Origin of the sequence: Stakelama flava (genome assembly GCF_019351405.1) — a bacterium.
In the GTDB taxonomy this organism is placed as follows: Bacteria; Pseudomonadota; Alphaproteobacteria; order Sphingomonadales; family Sphingomonadaceae; genus Sphingomonas; species Sphingomonas flava_A.
This window is the reverse complement of record NZ_JAHWZX010000008.1, coordinates 78,351-98,626: the sequence shown is the minus strand read 5'-3', so window position 1 is coordinate 98,626 and position 20,276 is coordinate 78,351. Positions and strand designations below refer to the sequence as shown.

Below are 20,276 nucleotides of genomic sequence, written 5' to 3'. Positions count from 1 at the left end.
CGCGCCTATGTAACCGGGCAAAAGGAGATATTGATGGAATATGCGACGCTGGCAGGCGGTTGCTTCTGGTGCGTGGAAGCGGTGTTCAACGATGTGATCGGCGTGGAAAGCGTCGAAAGCGGCTATATCGGCGGCCATACCGAGAATCCGACCTATCGCGCGGTATGCGGCGGCGACACCGGTCATGCCGAGGCGATCCGCATCGGCTTCGATCCTGAAAAGGTCAGCTATGACGATCTGCTCGACATGTTTTTCGCGACGCACGATCCCACCCAGCTCAACCGGCAGGGCAATGATGTCGGCACGCAATATCGCTCGGCGATCTTTCCCGCGTCGGACGATCAGCGCGCGGCGGCCGAAGCGGGAATCGAACGCAACGCCGAACACTGGCCCGCGCCGATCGTGACGACGATAGAGGATGGCGGGACATGGTGGCCGGCCGAGGACTATCATCAGGGCTATTGGGACAAGGAAGGGCAGCGAAACCCCTATTGCATGGCGGTCATCCCGCCCAAACTGCAAAAGCTGCGCAGGAGCTTTGCCGAGCGCACCAAATCGCAGGGGGCAAAGGGCTGACTGCGCGTCGCTGTGCGGCGCGGCGCGGACATATCGGCGAAACGTACCGTTCTAAAACCCTGCGAGGGTCGACCTTGCGTTAGCGCTTCCTTAAGGAAAAACGGGCATTGTCGCACCGAAAGGGGGGACGCGATTTGTCCGTTGAAGCCGTTATTTTCCGCGATGCCGACCGCGCCCCGCGCGTCCGGCTGGATACCGAAGCCACGCTGCGCGATGATGCGGGGTATCCGGTCGAACTGACGCTGATCGATCTGTCGCAAAGCGGGTTTTTGATCCGTACGGCGGTCGAACTCGATATCGGCGAGCAATTTTCAATCGGCATTCCCGGCGTCGCCGCGCATCGCGCCGTGGTGCGACGCCGCGATGGTGACGAATATGGCTGCGAATTCTTTCAGCCGCTTACCGAGCAGGAGGTTTCGCAAGCGGGACTGGACACCGTCATTGCATGGCCCGGGACCGATACGGCCGATTTCGCCGCCCATCCCCCGGTTACGCAGCGCTATCCGCGCCGCGTCCGGGCGCTTATCTATGGTGCGGGGCTTGTCCTGTCCTGGGCAGCGGTATTCGGGATTTCGCGCCTTATCCTGTAACGCCTGCGTTTGCGGCCTACCGTTGCGATCAATCGCGCGGTGCGGCCGCGCGGCGCAAACGGTCGTTGATCGCCGCACCTATTCCGCTTTCGGGAACGGGCGCTACCGCTATTTTTTCCGGCTGTGCATCGTCCGCCTGATGCAGCGCCCCGAACAGGCGCGCCGCCGCTTCGATCAGGTCGCCCCCCGCGGACAGCGTGTCGTCGCCCCTCACCGTCCCGAAACCGATCAGCCATTCGTCGGGCCGCCGTTCGGACGCACTCAGCCGTAACGGCTTGCCCGGCGCATAATGGCTGGCGAGCTGACCCGGGGCCTCGATACCATCCCCGCCCGCGCCGATTTCTCTGCCGAGCAGCATCGTAAGCCGATCCGTCGCAATCGGCCCCGGACGCAGCAGGCGGGGCGGATCGCCGGGCGCGACGATGGTCGATTCAAGCCCCGCCTGCGTTGCGCCGTCATCAAGGATCAGCGGGATCCGCCCGTCGAGCGAGCGCGCGACATGATCGGCACGGGTCGGGCTGATCGATCCGCTGGCATTGGCGCTGGGCGCGGCGAGCGGCTTGCCCGTCGCTTTCAGCAGCCCCCGCATCGCCCGGTGCGCCGGTACGCGGATCGCGATCGTCGAAAGCCCGGCGGTGACCAGCGCGGCAATTCGTGCATCGCGGCGAAGCGGTAGCACCAGCGTCAGCGGCCCCGGCCACAACGCTTCGGCAAGCGTAAGCGCGTCGGAGTCGAATTCGGCGATGGTCCGCGCGGCCGCCAGATCGGGCACATGGACGATCAGCGGGTTGAAGGCGGGGCGGCCTTTTGCGGCATATATGCCCGCGACCGCGTGCGAATCGGTGGCGTCGGCGGCGAGGCCGTACACCGTTTCGGTCGGCACCGCGACGCATCCCCCCGCAGCGATGATGCGCGCGGCTTCGCCAAGCGCTTGCTCGCCGTAGCGTAAGGTCCGCGTGACCATGCGGGGATTTGGCGTGTTCACTTATGGGGGGCTATAGCGCCGACAAAATTCCGGCAAGAGAGGATCTATGACCTTCACCGCACCCGTCGCCGATCAGCGTTTCGTGCTCGATCACATCGTGAACCTGAACGAACTGGCAAAAAATGACCGGTTCGCTGCGGCATCGGCCGATGTCGTCGAGGCCGTGCTGGAGGGGGCGGGGCAGTTCGCCGCTGGCGAATGGGCGCCGCTCGACCGCAGGGGCGATACGGTGGGCGCTCGCTGGAGCGAGGACGGCGTCGTCATGCCCGAAGGCTATCGCGAAGCGTATCAGGCCTATGTCGAGGGCGGATGGGGCACGATCGGATCGCCAGAGGCATTTGGCGGGCAGGGGCTTCCTTATGCGCTGGCGACCGCGGTGCTCGAAACGCTTGGCGGCGCGAATATGAGCTTCGCGCTCGCTCCGACGCTCACCGTCGGCGCGATCGAGGCGCTGACCCATCACGGGACCGGGGAACAGCAGCGGCTGTATCTGCCCCACCTCGCCACCGGCGAATGGACCGGCACGATGAACCTTACCGAACCTCAGGCGGGATCGGATGTCGGCGCGCTGAAGACGAAGGCGGAGCCGCTCGATAATGGCAAATGGTCGATCCGGGGAACGAAGATATTCATCTCGTTCGGCGATCACGACATGACCAACAATATCGTCCATCTGGTGCTGGCGCGAACGCCCGGCGCACCGGCGGGGACCAAGGGGCTGTCGCTGTTTCTCGTGCCCAAATACCGGCTGGATGCCGAGGGCAATCCGGGGACGTTCAACGATATCAAGGTCGTCTCGATCGAACACAAGATGGGGTTGCACGCATCGCCCACCTGCGTTCTGTCCTTCGGCGATAATGGCGACTGTATCGGCGAATTGATCGGCGCGGAAGGCGGCGGCATCACTGCGATGTTCACGATGATGAACAATGCGCGGCTTAATGTCGGGTTGGAAGGGGTGCAGGTGGCGGAGCGCGCCACGCAGCGCGCGGTTGCCTATGCCGCCGAACGGGTTCAGTCGGCGCGCGCGGGATCAGCCAGCCGCGATCCCGTCAGGATCATCGATCATCCCGATGTCCGGCGCATGCTGCTGCGGATGAAGGCGCAGACCCAGGCCGCGCGCGCGCTGGTTTATTATGCCGCGGGGCAGGTTGACCGGGCCAATCTGGGTGATGCCGAAGCGAAGAAGCGGCTCGACCTGCTGACCCCGCTGGCCAAGGCGCACGGCACCGACCTTGGCAACGAAGTGGCCAGCATCGGCGTGCAGGTTCATGGTGGCATGGGATATGTCGAGGAAACGGGCGCGGCGCAGCATTTCCGCGATGCGCGCATCACCCCGATTTACGAGGGGACGAACGGCATTCAGGCCGCCGATCTGGTCGGTCGAAAGCTGAGCATGGATAACGGCACCACGTTGAATGCGCTGATTGGCGATATGCGGAAAGATGCGCAGGGCGAGGCGCTAAAAGACCTGATCGATGCGTGCAATTCGGTTGGCGAATATATGCTCAGCGCCGGGATCGACGATCGTCTCGCCGGGTCCTATCCGTTTCTAACCATGTTGTCGGTGGCGGTTTGCGGCTGGCTGATGGAGCGTGAGCACCGGGCGGTCGATGCCGCCGAAATGTCCGATTTTGCGAAGATGAAACGCGCATCTACCCGGTTCTACGGCGATCAGATCGTGCCCGAAGCGCTTGGTCTGAAAGCCGCCGCCGTTGCCGGGGCCGAAATATTGTACGCGATCGACCCCGAAAACTTTGCCGCCTGATCAGGCGGCAAGCGGTTCAAGCTGCGTCTTCCTCGTGCCGCGAATGAGGCCGGTTCCCGTCGAGCCGCCCTCGTTCAGCGGCAGCGCGGTTTCGCAAAAAGCGCATTCGGCGATCGATCGGCCGATGATCCAGTGCGTATTGCCGCATCCGGGGCAATGATTGACTTCATTCATGCGATACGAAATCCGATAGCCGGTGCGCGCAGGCATCGCAGGTTCTCGAAACTGGTACATCGCGGTTGCTCCTTCGAAACTCGATGAAATAACTTAGCGCCAGTCCGTTTTGTTCCCGCGACGAATGGAAGTTGACGGCAAGCCAAAGGCAACTGTTGCGCATCCGCAACAGGCAAATAGATCGATTTTCCAAGGATTCGCACGGCTTTTGCGGCGACCGGTTCAGGCGGTTTCGCGACTCATAAGTTTTTCAAGATCGAGGTCCAGCAGGGCCATCTGTTCGCGGATTCGCGGCCACTGGTTCGAAAGAAACCGGTTGCGCTCGGCGGTGCGAAGCCGCTCGACCGCGCCGGGCAGAACGAACATACCGACGCCGCGACGAACCTCGACATAGCCATCGTCCTGAAACGTCTGATACGCCTTCGCCACGGTCAGCGGATTGGCGCCATAGTCGGCGGCCAGCGCCCGGACCGAAGGAAGCTGATCGCCCGCCGCATATTCGCCGCGAAGGATCGCCGCCGCGATTTGCGCGCGCAGCCGCAGATATACCGGGCCTTCTTCATGTTCCAAGGCTGTCATGCTGACTTAATACAGCAATCGCCCATGATTGCCACCTTAAAAGATTTTCAGCCGTCCCAGTGCGAAACGATCGTGTCGATATCGGGGCGGGGACGCTCCGACAGCGGCCGTGTCGGCGTTCCGATGAAAACGAAGCCTGCTATGCGTTCGGGCGCCTTGCCGAAGGCATCGCGCACCTGATCGTCAAACGCCGCCCAACCGGTGAGCCAGCTCCCCGCAAAGCCCATCGCATGCGCCGCGTGGAGCAGGTTCATCGTCGCCGCCCCGGCGGAAAGTTCCTGTTCCCACAACGGGATATGGCTTTGGGTGTTGGGCGAATACAGCGTGACGATCAGTGCCGGGGCCTGATGCGCGAACTGATCGACCGCTTCGATTTCCAGTCGTCCCGCATCGGGCTTGCCCGCACGATATGCGGTGCGAAGCATATCGCCAAACGCTTCTCGCCGGTCGGGCGGCACAATGACGAAGCGCCAGGGGGCAAGTTTGCCATGATCGGGCGTGCGCGCCGCGATCGCGATCATTTCATCGATCTGAGCCGCATCGGGGCCTGGCTGACCAAGGTCGCGCGGCTTGCCCGAACGGCGGGTGGACAGCAGGGAAAGCGGGGTGGAGCGGTCGTTGAAATCCATGCCCGGCATGTAGGTGGCGCGGCGCAGGGCCACAAGCGGGCTTCACAGCGCGCGTTTCGCCGTTAGTCTGCCCCCTTTCATCCGCGCATGATGGGGCGTCTTTTCCGCGCGGAGACAATATATAATTCAGGGAGTTTCCGCCCGATGGCGAATGCCAATGCGACCCCGATGACGGAAAAGACCTTTCTCGGTCACCCGCTCGGGCTCATCATCCTGTTCTTCGCGGAGATGTGGGAGCGCTTTTCCTTTTACGGGATGCGCGCGCTGCTCATCTTCTATCTCACCAAACACTGGCTCTATTCGGACAGCGACGCGTCGGTCATCTACGGCGCCTATACCTCGCTCGTCTATATCACCCCGGTACTGGGGGGATGGCTGGCCGACCGCTATCTGGGTCAGCGAAAGGCGGTGATGTTTGGTGCGGTCGTGCTGACGCTCGGCCATCTGCTGATGGCGTTCGAAGGAAATGGCGGTCAGGGCGATCCGACGATCAATATCTTCTGGCTGGCATTAAGCTTCATCATCGTCGGATCGGGGTTTCTGAAAGGGAACATCTCCGTCATTGTCGGACAGCTTTATCCGATCAAGGATGTTCGCCGCGACGGCGCGTACACGATCTTCTATATGGGAATTAACCTCGGCTCGCTGATCGGGGTGCTGATTACCGGCTATCTGGGCGAACAATATGGCTGGTCCTACGGCTTCGGCGCTGCGGGCATCGGCATGTTGCTGGGGCTGGTCGTATTCGTGCTGGGAAAGCCGCTGCTGCTGGGCAAGGGCGAAGCGCACACCCCCGCGCTGTTGAAGGAGCGCGTCGCGGGCGTGCCGCGCGAATGGCTGCTTTACGGTGCGGGCGTGGCTGCGATCGGCGTGCTGTGGGTGCTGATCCAGCTTCAGGCGGTGGTCGGCTGGCTGCTGATGCTATCTGGCATCACGTTGCTGAGCTACATTCTCGCAATAGCTTTGTTCCAGCTTCCTTACGGCAAAATCGGCAACGGTCCTAAATCCTCTCTCCAACTTTATGGCGGAGGGGTAGCGCTGTTGACGATTGGATCGATCCTCTATTTGTGGAATCCGCTCAACATTGTGTTCGCGCTCATTGCGCTGGCCGGTTTGGTGCTAATCATTGCGACTTGTGTAAAGGAAGCCGCCAACACCCGACACCATGCCCGGGACCGTATCTTTGTCATCATCTTCCTGCTGATCCTCCAGCCCGTATTCTGGGGATTGTTCGAACAGGCGGGTGCGTCGGTGAACCTGTACACCGACCGCTATGTCGACCGGATGCTGTTCGGCTGGGAAGTTCCCGCGACCTGGTTCCAGTCGGTCAATTCGGCCTTTATTCTGCTGCTCGGCCCGGTTTTTGCCTGGGCGTGGACGGCGCTGGGCCGGCGCGGGCTGGAACCGTCGACCCCTGCGAAGTTCGGCCTTGGCATCATTCAGGTGGGGCTTGGCTTCATGGTGCTGAACTGGGGAGCGCAGGCGATGGGCGTCGATGCGCAGACATCGATGTGGCTGATCGTGCTGCTGTACCTGCTCCACACCATGGGGGAGCTTTCGCTGTCGCCGGTGGGACTGTCGGCGATGAACCGGCTTGCGCCCTGGCACATGGCGGGGCTGATCATGGGCGGCTGGTTCTTCGCAACCGCGGGCGGCAATTTCGTCGCCGGGCAGATTTCGGCGCTTGCCGGGGCCGATGGCGCGGAAGGCGGCGAAGCGGCGAAGGAACTGTATCTGCAGGTATGGAACACCGTGGGCTGGGTCGCCTTCGGCATCGGGCTAGCCGTGCTGATCATATCGCCGTTCATCAAGAAACTGCAGCATCTCGACACGCTGGAGGAAGACAGCGACCGCGCAATGGCCGGGCAAAGCGAACTGGCCGAACCGCAGGCCGCCGGGCGCGATACGTGGAAGGAAATGCGCGACTGATCGCATCGTCGGAACGGCGGGCCGGATCGAACATACGCAGCGTGTTCCCCGGCCCGCGTTCCTCCACCTCGCGGACGCGATAAAAGCCGTGCCGGTGTCGAGCCGGCTCAGGCTAGGCGGATCGTTTCGACCGCCAGCATCCCGTCTCCTTCGAGTATCCCGGTCAGCGCCACGCGCTTTTCCACCTCATCCACCGGGGTTCGCGGCAGCAGCAACGGCAATTTGCCGCCATGTTCGCATTGCAGGACAAAGCCGCCCGCTTCGCGCACCAGCCGCCCGGTTTCCGCGACCCGAGTGCCCGCTTCGGCACCCTGCGATGTCGGTAACTGCGTCATCCCGTCTCCACGCGTGGATGGCTGCCGCGCATTTCGTCGAGCAGCGTTTCGACAACGTCGTTTTCTGCCGAATTGCCCGACGGGCTGACATGCCAGTTGCAGTGCGGATGGGTTGCCGGATCATAGACGCGCAGCGGCCCAAGCACGATCCGCCAGCGCCGCTGCGTTCCGCCCGCGCGGCGCACCAGCGTCTTGATGAGCAATTCTTCGAGCTGGTGCGCCTTCATCGCGATTACGAAATCCGGTTGTCGATCAGATGGTCGACCACCGCCGGATCGGCGAGCGTTGAGGTGTCGCCAAGGCTCGACGTATCGCCCTCCGCGATCTTGCGCAGGATGCGGCGCATGATCTTGCCCGACCGCGTCTTGGGCAGCGCGGGCGCGAACTGGATCGCTTCTGGCGCGGCGAACGGCCCGATTTCGCTGCGTACCCATTTGATCAGCGTATCGCGCAATTCTTCAGAGGATTCGACCCCCGAATTGAGCGTGACATAGGCATAGATCGCCTGCCCCTTCACGTCGTGCGGGCGGCCGACGACCGCCGCCTCCGCCACGCTTTCGTGCAGCACCAGCGCGCTTTCGATTTCGGCGGTGCCCATGCGATGACCCGACACGTTGATAACGTCGTCGACGCGGCCGGTAATCCAGTAATCGCCGTTCGCATCGCGGCGGCACCCGTCGGAGGTGAAATATTTGCCCGGATAGGTCGCAAAATAGGTCTGGAAGAACCGTTCCTGATCGTTCCAGACGGTACGCATCTGCCCCGGCCAGCTTCTCGCGATCACCAGATTGCCCTGCGCTTCGCCGGTCAGAACATTGCCGTCGGCATCGACGATCTGCGGATCGATCCCCGGCATCGGCTTGGTCGCGCAGCCGGGTTTGAGCGCGTGGGCGCCGGGCAGGGGGGCGATCATGTGCCCACCCGTCTCGGTCTGCCACCAGGTGTCGATGATCGGGCAGCGATCCTCGCCCACGACATGGTGATACCAGCGCCAGGCCTCCGGATTGATCGGCTCGCCCACCGTGCCGAGCAGGCGGAGCGAGGCGCGGCTGGTCGCCTTTACCGGTTCGTCGCCCTCCGCCATCAATGCGCGAAGCGCGGTCGGCGCGGTGTAAAGCGTATTGACCCGATGCTTGTCGACCACCTGCCAGATGCGGCTGGCGTCGGGCCAGTTGGGCACGCCTTCGTACATCAGCGTCGTCGCGCCGTTGGCGAGCGGGCCGTAGACGATATAGCTGTGCCCGGTGATCCAGCCGATATCGGCGGCGCACCAGAATATTTCGCCCGGCCGGTAATCGAACGCCAGTTCATGGGTGAAGCTGGCCCATAGCAGATAGCCACCGCTGGTATGGAGCACGCCCTTTGGCTTTCCGGTCGAACCGGAGGTGTACAGGATGAACAGCGGATCTTCCGCGCCCATCGGTTCCGCCGGGCAATCGTCGGCAACGTCGCGAACCGCCTCGTCATACCAGATGTCGCGCCCTTCGGTCATCGCCACATCGCCGCCGGTGGCGCGCACCACGATCACCTTTTTCAGCGCGCGCGCCTGCGCCGCCGCCTTGTCGACATTGGCTTTCAGCGGCACGGTGCGGCCTGCGCGGCGTCCTTCATCGGCTGTGATCAGAAAGGCGCTGTCGCAATCGGTGATCCGCCCCGCGATCGCTTCGGGCGAAAAACCCGCGAACACCACCGAATGGATCGCCCCGATCCGTGCACAGGCGAGCAGTGCGAAGGCTGCTTCGGGGATCATCGGCATATAGATGGTAACGCGATCGCCCTTGGTGACGCCTTCGCGCTTCAGGACATTGGCGAAGCGGCAGACTTCGCGGTGCAAGTCGCGATAGGTGAAGGACTTTGCCTGCTCGTTCGGATCGTCGGGTTCCCAGATGATCGCGGTCGCGTCGCCGCGCGTCTTCAAATGCCGGTCGATACAGTTGGCCGAAACGTTCAGCTTTCCATCGGCGAACCATTGAATGTGAAAATCATCCTCGTCGAACGACCAGTCGCCGGCAATTTCCGGCCGCTTGATCCAGTCGAGGCGGCGCGCCTGTTCGAGCCAGAAGCTGCCCGGGTCGGCGATCGAGCGGCCATGAAGCTGTTCATATCCTTCCGCATCGACCTTTGCGCGCTTTTTCCATTCGTCCGAAACGGGATAGACCTGCCCTTCAACCATGTGATGCTCCTCTTGCCCCGACCATTTTTATCGCGCGCGTTCGTTCCTTCGATATTTCATCCTAGCCAGCGAACTGCAACAGCATCAGCCCGGAGGCCAGCACGATGGCGGCGATGATCCGGCGCGCGCCGAATCCTTCGCGAAGCCACAGCGCCCCCATCAACGCAGCCCATACCACGGCCGTTTCGCGCAGCGCCGAAACCTTTGCCGTTTCGACGAAGGAAAATGCGAACAGCGCCGCCCCGAACGACAGGATCGACAGCGCGCCCGCCGCCGCGCCATAGCGCCATTTCTCGCGGATCGCGGCGAACAGCGCACCCCGGCGAAGAACGGTCGCGGTGATGGTGACGCAAATCCAGTCGAACAGGAATAGCCAGACGATATAGCTTTGCGGCTCCGGCGCGGTGCGTACGCCCCATGCATCGGTGGTGTTGTAGAGCGCCACTCCGCCCGCCGTGGCGATCGCCCATCCCAGCGCCGTCTTGTCGGGGTGTGCGGCCAGTCGCGTTCCGCCCGGCGGAAGCGCGAAGACGATCACTGCGCCAGTTGCGATCGCCAGCCCCAGCCATTCGATCGGAGCCAGCGCCTCGCCAAGCGCCGCTCCCGCCACCAGCGCGGTAATCAGCGGCGACGCGCCGCGCATCACTGGAAAGACGAGCGACAGGTCGCCGCGTCCCAGCGCCTGGATCAGGAAACACTGGTAAAGGAAATGCGCGGGGATAGCGAAGGCGAGGACGTGGAAGGTCGCAGCATCGGGCATGGGCACCAGGAACGCGACCGGAAGCAGCAGCGCCGCCGCGCTCATCGACAGGATTGATCGGCTGACCAGAATGTCGCTGCCCATCTTCACCGCCAGATTGGCGAAGGCGAGTGTCACGGCCGAAAACAGGCCGAGCAGGACGCCGGCAAGCGCGCTATGCACCGGTGAACCGGGCCAGGTCTTCGGGTGTGTCGATATCGGCGAGTTCGCCGGGCGCAGTGGTCACAATATGCGCGGTTCGCAACAGGTGGCGCGCGCCCTTATCGCCGCTTTGCGTTTCCAGCGCGTCGAAATAATCCGCGCCGAACAGCGCCGGGGGCATCGCCGTGTCGCCCGCGCTTGACGCGACCAGCGCCGTCGCGCCATCGCCCGCCGCCAGCACGCGGCGGACATGATCCGCGCTGACGAACGGCATGTCGGCAAGCATGACCAGCACCGCCTGCGGATCAGCCGCGCGCGCCGCCGCGACGCCCAGCGCCAGCGATCGGCTCATCCCCGCTTCAGGGGCATCATTGTGCACCGTTTCGAAACCGGGAAAGCGAAGCGCTGTCCCGCCGACCACCGCTATCCGCGCGGCAAAGGGGAGGGCGGATAGCGCATTGGCCGCGTGTAATCCCAGCGGGACGCCGTTCAAATCGACGCTCAGCTTGTCGGCATCGCCAAACCGGCGCGAGCGCCCGCCTGCGAGCAGAAGGAGCGCGACACGGTCAGGTGTCGGCATGAAAGCCCTGAATCATCCCCGCCGCGATCGACAGCGCGATCTCCGCCGGGCCGATCGCTCCGATCGAAATGCCCGCAGGCCCTTCGATCCGGTCGATGTCGACCACGTTCACCCCGGCCGCGGCAAGCCGCTCGCGCCGCGCGGCGTGGCTTTTACGCGATCCCAGCGCGGCGATATAGGGCGCGGGCGATTTCAGCGCCTCGATCAGCGCAGGGTCGTCGATCTTGATATCATGGCTCAGCGTCACGATCGCGGTCGATGCATCGGGCTTCAACGCGGCGACTGCCTCGTCGGGCCAGCGATCGTCAAGCGCTACGCCGGGAAAGCGCTCCGCCGTCAGGAAACGCGCGCGCGGATCGACCACCACTGTCGCGATGCCCAGTTCGCGCGCCAGCCCAGCCAGCGCCTGCGCGATCTGCACCGCGCCGACGATGATCAGCCGGCGCGGCGGATCGTAGCGGTTGATAAAGGCGGGGCCGGTCGTTTCGGTTCGCAACCGGCTGACCCCGCTTTCCAGATCGGTCGTGATCGTCACCGGTTTGCCATCGCTTCGCCCTTCGCCGATCCGGTCGAACAATTCGGGGTCGAAGCCCAGCGGCGATACCGGCTGGACCATCACCTCTATTTCGCCGCCGCAGGGCAGTCCGACTTCCCAGGCGGCGTCGTCCGCCACGCCATATTGCTTCACCTGAAAGGGCGCACCATCGATCACCTGCGCCGCGGTGGCGAGGATGTCGCTTTCCACGCAGCCGCCGGACACCGATCCTTCGAACCGGCCGTCTTCATGCACCAGCATATGGCTGCCGCGCGGGCGCGGGGCGGAGCCCCAGGTCTTTACCACCGTCGCCAGCGCCATCGGCGCACCCGCCCAGTTGCGCGCGGCGTCCAGCACGGAATCATTGTCGGCCATGAATCAATCCTCGGGTAGCGCGTCGATCAGTTTGTCGAGCGTGATCGGATAGTCGTGAATGCGGATGCCGGTGGCGTTGTAGATCGCGTTGGCGACCGCCGCGCCGGCACCCGAATTGCCCAGTTCGCCAACGCCCTTTGCCCCTGCTTCATTGGCAAGGTCGTCGACCGCTTCGATGAAATGGATGTCGATCGGCGGCGAATCGGCATGGGTCGCGATATGATATTCGCCGAAATCCGGATTGGTGAACTGCCCGGTGCGCGCGTCGATCATGCCGTCTTCGTGCAGCACCGACCCGATGCCCCAGATCATCCCGCCCAATATCTGGCTGCGCGCGGTCTTTTCATTGAGCACGCGGCCGATATCGAACACACCGGTCATCCGCCGCACGCGCACTTCGCCGGTAGTCGCACTTACCGCGACCTCAGCAAAATGCGCGCCATAGGATGCGGAGACGTGCGCATTGGTGTGGTCGCCGGGCTTTGCATGGCCATCGGCGCGCACCGCTTCGCCCGCCAGAAGCTCGGTCAGCGGCACGCGCCGGTTCGCGGCGATCGCATGGCCTTCCTGAAGCGTCATATCGCCCGCATCGACGCCCATCCGCGCGGCGAGCGTCCTTGCAATGTCCTGACAGGCAAGCGCGGCGGCGCTCGACGAACTGCTAGCGCCGAACGATCCGCCCGATCCGGCGGATCGCGGAAGCGTGGAATCACCGATCGCCACGCGGACCTTGTCGGGCGACAGGCCGAGCGCCTCGGCGACCACCTGCATCAATATGGTATAGGTGCCGGTGCCGATATCGGTCATGTCGGTTTCGACCAGCGCGCTGCCGTCGGGGTGCAGCGTGATGTTCGCGCGCGCTTCGACCGTGATGTTGCTGCGGATCGCGGCGGCCATGCCGGTGCCGATCAGCCAGTCGCCTTCGCGCACCGATGCCGGAACCGGGTTGCGCCGGTCCCATCCGAAGCGCCGCGCGCCCTCATCATAACATTCGACCAGTTTGCGCGTGCCAAAGGGTTTGCCGTCGACCGGGCTGGCACCCGGTTCATTGCGGCGGCGAAATTCGATCGGGTCCAGCCCCAGCGCCTCGGCCGCTTCATCCATCGCGACTTCGATGGCCAATGTGCCGCACGCTTCGCCGGGGGAACGCACCGCGCCCGATGTCGGATGGTTGGCGCGAACCACGTCCACTCCCATCGATCGCGCCGCACCGGCATACAGGTGCGTGGTGCCGATATGGACCGGTTCAATGAACCAGCGGTCGTGGCGCTGCGCGATGACGCTGTTGTGCCCGAAGGCGCGGATATGACCCTCGGCATCGGTGGCGATCCGGACGCGCTGCCGCGTGGGCGCGCGATGATGGGCAAGATGCGCGGTCTGCCGCCGCGTCTGCACAATCTTTACCGGATGGCCGGTTTCCTTCGCGGCGATTGCGGCATAGATTGCTTCCGCCCCGACAGAGGTCTTGCCGCCGAAACCGCCGCCGACGAACGGCGCGATCACGCGGATTCGATCGGCCTTGATGTCGAGCGCGCGCGCGATCGCCTTGGTCGCGCCGCCGGTCGATTGCAGACTGGAATGAAGGATCAGCCGATCGTCCTCCCACCGGGCAAGCGTCGCCTGTGGCTCCATCGCTGCGGGAAAGTGGATCGGCGTGGTGAAAACCGCGTCATAGCGATAGGCCGCGCCGTCGAACGCCGCGTCGAAGTCGCCGGTATGGACGGCGGGACGAAGCCCCTCCGGTTCGTGCTCTTCCGGCTTGGAAAGGTCGGGATCGAAGCGCCCGGTGCGCGGCGCATAATCCACCTTTACCAGCGCGGCAGCGGCGCGTGCCGCTTCCGCGCTGGTGGCGACAACGACCCCAAAGCCCTGTCCGAAAAATTCGATTTCCCGGCCCAGCCGCCAGCTTTTCGGCTTGTCGAAACTGTTCACCGCATCGGCGGGAAGCCGGTCATCGTCGATCAGGACCGCCACGACGCCCGGCGCGGTGCGCGCGGCCGTCGCATCGATCGACCGGATCGTACCCGCTCCAATTTGCACGGTCAGGATATGGCCGTACAGCGCGTCCTTTGCCGCCATCTCGAACGCATAGCGCGCATCGCCGGTAACCTTTGCGGGGCCGTCGGTGCGGTCGATCGGCTGGCCCAGCACGCGCTGCACCGCGCGATCGAGCACGGAAATGCGCTCGCGCGTCGGTAGTTCCTGATCGGCCACGATGATATTCCTCAAAGCTGCTGGACGGCGCCGTTCATTTAGGAACGGCACCGCCCGCGTTCAAACCGGCGGAAGCGAACCGAGCAGCTTGTCGAGCGTGATCGGGTAATCGCGCACCCGCGCGCCGGTGGCATTGGCGATGGCGTTGGCGACCGCCGCGCCCGCCCCGGCGATCCCCAGTTCGCCGATCCCCTTGGCATGCAGCGGATTGGCATGGGTGTCGCGTTCGGGAAGGAAGGTCACGTCAAGATGCGGCACATCAGCATGGACCGGCAGGTGATATTCGGCGAGATCGCGATTGACGATCTTGCCGTTATGCGGGTCGTGCACCAGTTCCTCGGTCAGCGCCGCGCCGATACCGAACACGATCCCGCCATAGCATTGCGACGTCGCGGTCTTCAGGTTCAGGATACGTCCGGCCGCGAACACCGCCGTCCACCGGTCGATGCGCACTTCGCCGGTAACTGCATTTACACGAACCGCGCAGAAATGCGCGCCATGGCCCGCCTGCTTCACCTTTTCGCCCTGTTCGCCCGGCTCGATTCGCCCCGTCGCCTCGATCGCGCCGTCGATGATATCGCGAAGCGCGACATGGCGGTTCGCCGCGATTGCTTCGCCGTCCTTCAGCGTCAGGTCGTCGGGCGAAACACCCATCGCCTTGGCCAGCTTTTCGCGGATGCTTTCGCAGGCGAGATATACCGACGACCCGCTCGACCCGGCGCCGAACGATCCGCCCGACCCCGATCCCGGCGGAAAGGCATTGTCGCCCAGCCGTACCTCCACCCTGTCGATCGGCAGGCCGAGCAGTTCGCCCGCGATCTGCGACAGGATGGTGTAGGTGCCGGTGCCGATATCGGTCATGTCGGTTTCCACTACCGCGCTGCCGTCGGGGTTGAGCACCACGCGCGCTTCGGAGGGTTGCAGCATGTTGCCGCGCGCCGCCGACGCCATGCCGTGCCCGATCAGCCATTCGCCCTCGCGCAGCTTGCCGGGGGTGGTGTTGCGCTTCTCCCAACCGAACCGCTTCGCGCCTTCGTCCAGACATTCGGTGAAGCTGCGCGTTGAATAGGGAATGTCCTTTTCAGGGTCCTGCTCGCAGTCATTGACCTTGCGCAGTTCGACCGGGTCCATGCCCAGTTTTTCGGCAAGTTCGTCCATCGCGCATTCCAGTGCCAGCAGTCCCACCGCTTCGCCCGGTGCGCGCATCGATCCGGCCAGCATCCGGTTCAGCCGCACAATGTCATGCGTGATCTTGCGATTTTCGCCGCCGTACAGAAAGTGCGTGGCAATTCCTGCAGGTTCGAAGAACACTTCGTCGGGAAGGTTGCTGGTATGGCTTTCGTGGCCGATGCCGGTCAGCCTGCCGTTTCTGTCTGCGGCCAGCCTGATACGCTGTTTCGTATTCGATCGGCGAACCGTCGCGTCGAACACTTGCTGGCGGGTCATCACCGCCTTTACCGGACGGCCGGTCGTTTTCGAAGCGATCGCCGCCGCCACCGATTCGGGCGCGATACCCAGCTTGCCGCCGAACCCGCCACCGATATAGGGCGCGATGATGCGCACCTTTTCGGGCTTCAGCCCCAGCGCATCGGCGAGCGAGGGACGGTCGAAACTCGGCATCTGATATGCGCCGTACAGCGTCAGTCCGTCATCGTCCCACATCGCGATCGATGCATGGGGTTCCATCGCTGCGCTGTTCTGGCTGGGCGTGGTCCAGTCGCCATCGATCGTAACTCCGGCTGTCGCCATCGCCTTGTCGATATTGCCCTGTTCAAAGGTGGCGGGGGCGGCGCCGTCGGGCGGAATATCGGCATGAGAAATGCCGGCCTCGAAATCGAAACTGCCTTTGCCTTCGTCATACACGATGCGCACCAGCGAGGCCGCATCGCGCGCCTGTTCATAGCGTTCGGCGACGACGATTGCGACCGGTTCGCCGAAATAGACAACATCGCGAACGCCCTGCACCGGCGCTTCCTTCACCGCGCCTTGCGCCGAATTTCGGATGAAACGGTCGAAATCGGTAACGACATCGACAACGCCCGGCGCCGCCTTTGCCGCATCCATGTCGATTTCGGTAATGCGGCCGACGGCAAAGGGTGCACGGACCAGAAAGCCATAGGCTATGTTTTCGATCGGGTATTCAGCGGAATAGGTGGCCTTACCCGAAACCTTTTTCGGTCCTTCGACGCGGTCCAGTGCTTCGCCGACCAGTCCTTGCGCGCCCGAATCGAGAAGGCTCTTCTCGACAGGCTTATCCATGGTGAGGGTGTGCTTGTCACTCATGCCGCATCCTCCGTCAGGTCGCGAAGCACCGCGATCAGCGTGCGGCGCGTAAGCGGAATTTTGAAGTCGTTCGATCCGAAACCTTTCGCATCGGCAAGCAGGGCATCGGCCGCCGCCTCGAACGCCTCGCGCTCCGGTGCCTTTCCGATCAGCGCCGCCTCTGCCGCTTCGCTGCGCCACGGCATGGGACCAAGCCCGCCGAACGCGAGCGATGCATTGGCGATCTTGCCATCATCGACCGCGACGATTGCCGCGACCGAAACCAGCGCGAAGGCATAGGAAGCGCGATCGCGCACCTTGCGATAGGCCTGTTTGCCGGCCGGGGCGGGGGGCAGTTCGACATGGGTGATCAGTTCACCCTCTTCGAGAACGGTTTCTATATGCGGCGTGTCGCCGGGCAGGCGGTAGAATTCGTGGATCGAAATCCGCCGACGATCGCCGTCGGGCTTTAGCGTCACCAGCGTTGTGTCGAGCGCACGCATCGCCACCGCCATGTCGCTGGGGTGCGTTGCGATACACGCATCCGACGTGCCGAGGATTGCATGGATCCGGTTGAACCCTTCCTTCGCAGGGCATCCGCTTCCCGGCTCACGCTTGTTGCAGGGAACGGCGGTGTCGTAGAAATAATAGCACCGGGTGCGCTGAAGGAAATTGCCGCCGGTCGATGCCTTGTTGCGAAGCTGGCCCGACGCGCCGGCAAGCAGCGCGCGCGACAGGACCGGATAGGCTTTGATAACCTGCGGATGCGCAGCAAGATCGGCGTTCGGCACCATTGCGCCGATGCGAAGCCCGCCATCGTCCATCGCCTCGACTTCGTTTAGCGCCAGACGTGAAATATCGACGATGCGTTCGGGCGTTTCGATCTGCAGCTTCATCAGATCGAGCAGGTTGGTGCCGCCCGCGATAAAGCGCGTATTGCCGACCGCGCCGCCCTTAACCGCGTCCTGCGGCGTGTCGGCGCGCGAATAGTCAAAGGTTTTCATGCGTCTTCTCCCGCGATTTCGCGGATCGCATCCACGATATTGGGATAGGCCGAGCAGCGGCACAGATTGCCGCTCATCCGTTCACGGATTTCTTCGTCGGAAAGGGCGATATCGCCGTCCAGCGATTCGCTGACATGGCTGGGCCAGCCCTTCTTCGCTTCGTCCAGCATGCCGGTCGCCGAACAGATCTGCCCCGGCGTGCAATATCCGCACTGGAACCCGTCATGTCTGACGAACGCGCTTTGCAGCGGTGCCAGATTGTCGGGCGTCCCAATCCCTTCGATCGTCGTGATCTCGTCATCCTGATGCATCACCGCGAGCGTCAGGCAGCTGTTGATGCGCCGCCCGTTAACCAGCACGGTGCACGCGCCGCATTGGCCGTGATCGCATCCCTTTTTCGATCCCGTCAGCCCCAGATGTTCGCGCAGCAGGTCGAGCAGGCTGGTGCGGATATCGGGATCGGCGTCATATTTGGTACCATTGATGGTGAAATGCATGGTTTTCCCTTTGCGTGGTCGGTTGAGCCAACGCGCCACGCCGACCGGGTTTCCGAAGGAATGCTTGATGAGAGTCGTTCGCACCTTTGCCTTTATTTTCACGGGCCTACTGGCGTCGGGATGCGTCGGCGCGCACAAGGATCAGGTGATGCACAGCGCGCAGCTTTCCGACCCCGTCGTCATCGGCCATCGCGGTTCCAGCGGGCACCGGCCCGAACACACGCTGGCGTCGTATGAACTAGCGATCGAACAGGGCGCGGATTTCATCGAACCCGATCTGGTGTCGACCAGCGACGATGTGCTTGTCGCCCGGCATGAGAACAATATCGCCGACACCAGCGACGTCGCCGATCATCCCGAATTCGCCGACCGCAAGACGACAAAGGTAATCGACGGCGCGCATGTAACCGGTTGGTTCAGCGAAGATTTCACACTGGCCGAACTGAAGACGCTGCGCGCGAAAGAGCGGTTGCCGTTATTGCGGCCCGAAAACACCGCATATGACGGCAGGTTCGAAATCCCGACGCTTGGGCAGATCATCGCACTCGCCAAACGCGCGTCGAAGGAGACGGGACGCACCATCGGCATTTACCCCGAAACCAAGCACCCGACCTATTTCGCGTTGATCGGTCACCCGATCGAGCCGCTGCTGGTTGCGCAGTTGCGGACGGCGGGCTGGGACAGCGCGGATGCGCCGGTGTTCATCCAGTCGTTCGAGGTCTATAACCTCAAAAAGCTGCACGGCATGACACAGGTCCGGCTGATCCAGTTGACCGATGATGGCGGCGCGCCCGCCGATGGTGCCGCGCCCGGCTATGCGGCGATGATGACGCCGCAGGGGCTTCGCGACATCGCCGCCTATGCCTGGGGCATCGGGCCGAACCGTTCGCTGGTCACCGATGCCGGATTGAATCTTGTCGCCAACGCCCATGCCGCCGGGCTGCGCGTCCATCCATGGACCTTTCGCGCGGAGAATTATTTTTTGCCCGTCGCCTATCGCAAAGGGGTCAACCCGCGCGCGCGCGGCAATGTGCAGGCGGAAATGCGTGAGCAACTTCGTATCGGCATCGACGGTTTCTTCACCGATTTTCCCGAATTGGGCGTTCAGGCCCGTGACACATTCGAAAAGGCAAGGTGATGACTATGCGTATTCGCTATCTGCTTCCTCTGGTCGCGCTTCCCCTCAGCGGGGGCTGCGTCGCAAAGACCGCGTGGAACGTGGCCACCGCGCCGGTAAAAGCGGGCAGTCAGGTGGTCGACTGGACCACCACCAGCCAGGATGAGGCCGACCGGAATTACGGCCGCAAAATGCGTGAGAAGGAAGCGCGTGAAGGCAAGGAACGGCGCGCCTGGGAAAAGAAATGCGCCAAAAATCCCGACGATTCTGATTGTGACCATTACACCGGCTATACCGCCGCAGGTGATACCGGCGACTGATCGCGCGGCGGGGGGCCACGTCAGAGCAGCAGCATGACGCTGTCGGGGAAGGGGGTCCATATGCCTTCCTCCACGCCCGCGAACCGCAGCGCCGCCCCCGTCCATGCGTTGCAGGTGCGGATTGCGCTGTAATGGCCGCGCGCGTCGTAGAACGCGTCATAGCGGCCATAGCCGTGGACCGACCGTACCGCCCCCGGCGCGAAACTTGACCGGATAAAGCCCGCAAGGCGGCGATATTCGGCCGGGCTGAGCACGATGCTTCGCACGCGCGGTCCCGCCGTGGGCGGCGGGATATGCTCGACATGCAGGACGGTATCGTCGCTGCCGATCGCGGCGCGCGCGACGGTGCGCAGGTTGAGGTCGCTCCAGGTCGGCGTGCCGATATAAAAGGCGCGGTCGCCCCAGCCAAACGACAGATAGCCATAAGCGGCATAGCGCGGATCGGCGATATCCCCGGCCCGCACCAGCGTCGACCAGTCGACCCCCGCCGCCTGTTTGGGCACGACGATGCCGGTATGGATGCCGTTATCCTCGACATAGATGCGAATGCCGCGTTCGGGCGCGATGCGCTGCCGGTTGGCGGGAAGGACCCCGCCGATCAGCCCCGCCGCGATATAAGCGGCGCTGAGCAGCGAAAGGCCGAGCAGCACCGCGGCGAACGTCCGCGCGAACCGCTGCAGCGCATTGGCGAGCGAAGCATGATTTCCCGGCATCACCGAATCATGCTAAACTT

Annotated in this window: 21 protein-coding genes; 6 read left to right on the top strand and 15 right to left on the bottom strand. The window is 63.6% G+C overall.

The genetic code is table 11. From position 1 onward, the window contains the following. Positions 1-33 precede the first annotated feature (33 nt). A complete protein-coding gene (gene msrA, locus KY084_RS10030) occupies positions 34-576 on the top strand; it encodes a peptide-methionine (S)-S-oxide reductase MsrA (RefSeq protein WP_246587044.1) in 543 nt (180 codons plus the stop codon). A gap of 134 nt (positions 577-710) precedes the next feature. Next, positions 711-1,166, top strand: a complete 456-nt coding sequence (locus KY084_RS10025) for a PilZ domain-containing protein (RefSeq protein ID WP_219238319.1) — start codon at positions 711-713, stop codon at positions 1,164-1,166. A gap of 28 nt (positions 1,167-1,194) precedes the next feature. On the opposite strand, the gene KY084_RS10020 is transcribed toward KY084_RS10025, so the two are convergent. Continuing rightward, on the bottom strand, positions 1,195-2,130 hold the full coding sequence (locus KY084_RS10020) for an L-threonylcarbamoyladenylate synthase (RefSeq protein ID WP_219238318.1): 936 nt from the start codon (positions 2,128-2,130) through the stop codon (positions 1,195-1,197). A gap of 67 nt (positions 2,131-2,197) precedes the next feature. Between KY084_RS10020 and KY084_RS10015 the strand changes: the two genes are divergently transcribed. Continuing rightward, positions 2,198-3,919, top strand: coding sequence for an acyl-CoA dehydrogenase (locus KY084_RS10015; protein WP_219238317.1), 1,722 nt, complete (start codon positions 2,198-2,200; stop codon positions 3,917-3,919). On the opposite strand, the gene KY084_RS10010 is transcribed toward KY084_RS10015, so the two are convergent. From KY084_RS10010 to KY084_RS10000, 3 genes are all read right to left on the bottom strand, one after another. Continuing rightward, entirely contained in the window at positions 3,920-4,153 is a 234-nt protein-coding gene (locus KY084_RS10010) for a hypothetical protein (RefSeq protein ID WP_219238394.1), read from the bottom strand. Between the two features lie 162 nt (positions 4,154-4,315). Beyond that, positions 4,316-4,672, bottom strand: coding sequence for a GntR family transcriptional regulator (locus KY084_RS10005; protein WP_219238316.1), 357 nt, complete (start codon positions 4,670-4,672; stop codon positions 4,316-4,318). A gap of 47 nt (positions 4,673-4,719) precedes the next feature. Further along, the gene (locus tag KY084_RS10000) at positions 4,720-5,310 is read right to left on the bottom strand and encodes a nitroreductase family protein (protein ID WP_219238386.1); all 591 of its coding nucleotides are present in this window, start codon (positions 5,308-5,310) and stop codon (positions 4,720-4,722) included. A gap of 159 nt (positions 5,311-5,469) precedes the next feature. Between KY084_RS10000 and KY084_RS09995 the strand changes: the two genes are divergently transcribed. Continuing rightward, entirely contained in the window at positions 5,470-7,230 is a 1,761-nt protein-coding gene (locus tag KY084_RS09995; RefSeq protein ID WP_246587043.1) for a peptide MFS transporter, read from the top strand. Between the two features lie 107 nt (positions 7,231-7,337). On the opposite strand, the gene KY084_RS09990 is transcribed toward KY084_RS09995, so the two are convergent. The 10 genes from KY084_RS09990 to KY084_RS09945 form a co-directional block, all read right to left on the bottom strand. Further along, the gene (locus tag KY084_RS09990; RefSeq protein WP_219238314.1) at positions 7,338-7,565 is read right to left on the bottom strand and encodes a DUF5818 domain-containing protein; all 228 of its coding nucleotides are present in this window, start codon (positions 7,563-7,565) and stop codon (positions 7,338-7,340) included. Beyond that, a complete protein-coding gene (locus tag KY084_RS09985) occupies positions 7,562-7,792 on the bottom strand; it encodes a hypothetical protein (protein ID WP_219238313.1) in 231 nt (76 codons plus the stop codon). The genes KY084_RS09990 and KY084_RS09985 overlap by 4 nt, the downstream gene beginning before the upstream one ends. Positions 7,793-7,797: 5 nt before the next feature. Beyond that, on the bottom strand, positions 7,798-9,738 hold the full coding sequence (gene acs, locus KY084_RS09980) for an acetate--CoA ligase (protein WP_219238312.1): 1,941 nt from the start codon (positions 9,736-9,738) through the stop codon (positions 7,798-7,800). 61 nt (positions 9,739-9,799) lie between these two features. Further along, entirely contained in the window at positions 9,800-10,660 is an 861-nt protein-coding gene (locus KY084_RS09975; RefSeq protein ID WP_219238311.1) for a DMT family transporter, read from the bottom strand. Then, complete coding sequence (locus KY084_RS09970; RefSeq protein WP_219238310.1) at positions 10,653-11,219, bottom strand: nucleotidyltransferase family protein; 567 nt, start codon at positions 11,217-11,219, stop codon at positions 10,653-10,655. The genes KY084_RS09975 and KY084_RS09970 overlap by 8 nt, the downstream gene beginning before the upstream one ends. Next, positions 11,206-12,129 (bottom strand): XdhC family protein, encoded by a 924-nt coding sequence (locus tag KY084_RS09965; protein WP_219238309.1) that lies wholly within the window; start codon positions 12,127-12,129, stop codon positions 11,206-11,208. The genes KY084_RS09970 and KY084_RS09965 overlap by 14 nt, the downstream gene beginning before the upstream one ends. Before the next feature lie 3 nt (positions 12,130-12,132). Further along, positions 12,133-14,343: a xanthine dehydrogenase family protein molybdopterin-binding subunit gene (locus tag KY084_RS09960; protein ID WP_219238308.1), complete on the bottom strand. Its 2,211-nt coding sequence runs from the start codon at positions 14,341-14,343 to the stop codon at positions 12,133-12,135. 60 nt (positions 14,344-14,403) lie between these two features. Next, the gene (locus KY084_RS09955; protein ID WP_219238307.1) at positions 14,404-16,626 is read right to left on the bottom strand and encodes a xanthine dehydrogenase family protein molybdopterin-binding subunit; all 2,223 of its coding nucleotides are present in this window, start codon (positions 16,624-16,626) and stop codon (positions 14,404-14,406) included. Next, complete coding sequence (locus KY084_RS09950) at positions 16,623-17,609, bottom strand: FAD binding domain-containing protein (RefSeq protein WP_219238306.1); 987 nt, start codon at positions 17,607-17,609, stop codon at positions 16,623-16,625. The genes KY084_RS09955 and KY084_RS09950 overlap by 4 nt, the downstream gene beginning before the upstream one ends. After that, complete coding sequence (locus KY084_RS09945) at positions 17,606-18,106, bottom strand: 2Fe-2S iron-sulfur cluster-binding protein (RefSeq protein ID WP_219238305.1); 501 nt, start codon at positions 18,104-18,106, stop codon at positions 17,606-17,608. The genes KY084_RS09950 and KY084_RS09945 overlap by 4 nt, the downstream gene beginning before the upstream one ends. A gap of 148 nt (positions 18,107-18,254) precedes the next feature. Here KY084_RS09945 and KY084_RS09940 point away from each other — a divergent pair, with 148 nt between their 5' ends. Then, positions 18,255-19,244, top strand: coding sequence for a glycerophosphodiester phosphodiesterase (locus KY084_RS09940; protein WP_219238385.1), 990 nt, complete (start codon positions 18,255-18,257; stop codon positions 19,242-19,244). 5 nt (positions 19,245-19,249) lie between these two features. After that, positions 19,250-19,543 carry a hypothetical protein gene (locus tag KY084_RS09935; RefSeq protein WP_219238384.1) on the top strand — a complete coding sequence of 98 codons (294 nt, stop codon included), beginning with the start codon at positions 19,250-19,252 and terminating at the stop codon, positions 19,541-19,543. 20 nt (positions 19,544-19,563) lie between these two features. On the opposite strand, the gene KY084_RS09930 is transcribed toward KY084_RS09935, so the two are convergent. After that, on the bottom strand, positions 19,564-20,256 hold the full coding sequence (locus tag KY084_RS09930) for a TIGR02117 family protein (protein ID WP_219238304.1): 693 nt from the start codon (positions 20,254-20,256) through the stop codon (positions 19,564-19,566). Positions 20,257-20,276: the final 20 nt, after the last annotated feature.

What these genes read in the sequence shown, in the direction of transcription:
- KY084_RS09985 (WP_219238313.1), bottom strand. Translation starts at nt 7,792, where the DNA reads ATGAAGGCGCACCAGCTCGAAGAATTGCTCATCAAGACGCTGGTGCGC.
- acs (WP_219238312.1), bottom strand. Translation starts at nt 9,738, where the DNA reads ATGGTTGAAGGGCAGGTCTATCCCGTTTCGGACGAATGGAAAAAGCGC.
- msrA (WP_246587044.1), top strand. Translation starts at nt 34, where the DNA reads ATGGAATATGCGACGCTGGCAGGCGGTTGCTTCTGGTGCGTGGAAGCG.
- KY084_RS09970 (WP_219238310.1), bottom strand. Translation starts at nt 11,219, where the DNA reads ATGCCGACACCTGACCGTGTCGCGCTCCTTCTGCTCGCAGGCGGGCGC.
- KY084_RS09995 (WP_246587043.1), top strand. Translation starts at nt 5,470, where the DNA reads ATGACGGAAAAGACCTTTCTCGGTCACCCGCTCGGGCTCATCATCCTG.
- KY084_RS10020 (WP_219238318.1), bottom strand. Translation starts at nt 2,130, where the DNA reads ATGGTCACGCGGACCTTACGCTACGGCGAGCAAGCGCTTGGCGAAGCC.
- KY084_RS09990 (WP_219238314.1), bottom strand. Translation starts at nt 7,565, where the DNA reads ATGACGCAGTTACCGACATCGCAGGGTGCCGAAGCGGGCACTCGGGTC.
- KY084_RS09940 (WP_219238385.1), top strand. Translation starts at nt 18,255, where the DNA reads ATGCACAGCGCGCAGCTTTCCGACCCCGTCGTCATCGGCCATCGCGGT.
- KY084_RS09955 (WP_219238307.1), bottom strand. Translation starts at nt 16,626, where the DNA reads ATGAGTGACAAGCACACCCTCACCATGGATAAGCCTGTCGAGAAGAGC.
- KY084_RS10015 (WP_219238317.1), top strand. Translation starts at nt 2,198, where the DNA reads ATGACCTTCACCGCACCCGTCGCCGATCAGCGTTTCGTGCTCGATCAC.
- KY084_RS09965 (WP_219238309.1), bottom strand. Translation starts at nt 12,129, where the DNA reads ATGGCCGACAATGATTCCGTGCTGGACGCCGCGCGCAACTGGGCGGGT.
- KY084_RS10000 (WP_219238386.1), bottom strand. Translation starts at nt 5,310, where the DNA reads ATGCCGGGCATGGATTTCAACGACCGCTCCACCCCGCTTTCCCTGCTG.
- KY084_RS09945 (WP_219238305.1), bottom strand. Translation starts at nt 18,106, where the DNA reads ATGCATTTCACCATCAATGGTACCAAATATGACGCCGATCCCGATATC.
- KY084_RS09930 (WP_219238304.1), bottom strand. Translation starts at nt 20,256, where the DNA reads ATGCCGGGAAATCATGCTTCGCTCGCCAATGCGCTGCAGCGGTTCGCG.
- KY084_RS10010 (WP_219238394.1), bottom strand. Translation starts at nt 4,153, where the DNA reads ATGTACCAGTTTCGAGAACCTGCGATGCCTGCGCGCACCGGCTATCGG.
- KY084_RS09935 (WP_219238384.1), top strand. Translation starts at nt 19,250, where the DNA reads ATGCGTATTCGCTATCTGCTTCCTCTGGTCGCGCTTCCCCTCAGCGGG.
- KY084_RS10005 (WP_219238316.1), bottom strand. Translation starts at nt 4,672, where the DNA reads ATGACAGCCTTGGAACATGAAGAAGGCCCGGTATATCTGCGGCTGCGC.
- KY084_RS09950 (WP_219238306.1), bottom strand. Translation starts at nt 17,609, where the DNA reads ATGAAAACCTTTGACTATTCGCGCGCCGACACGCCGCAGGACGCGGTT.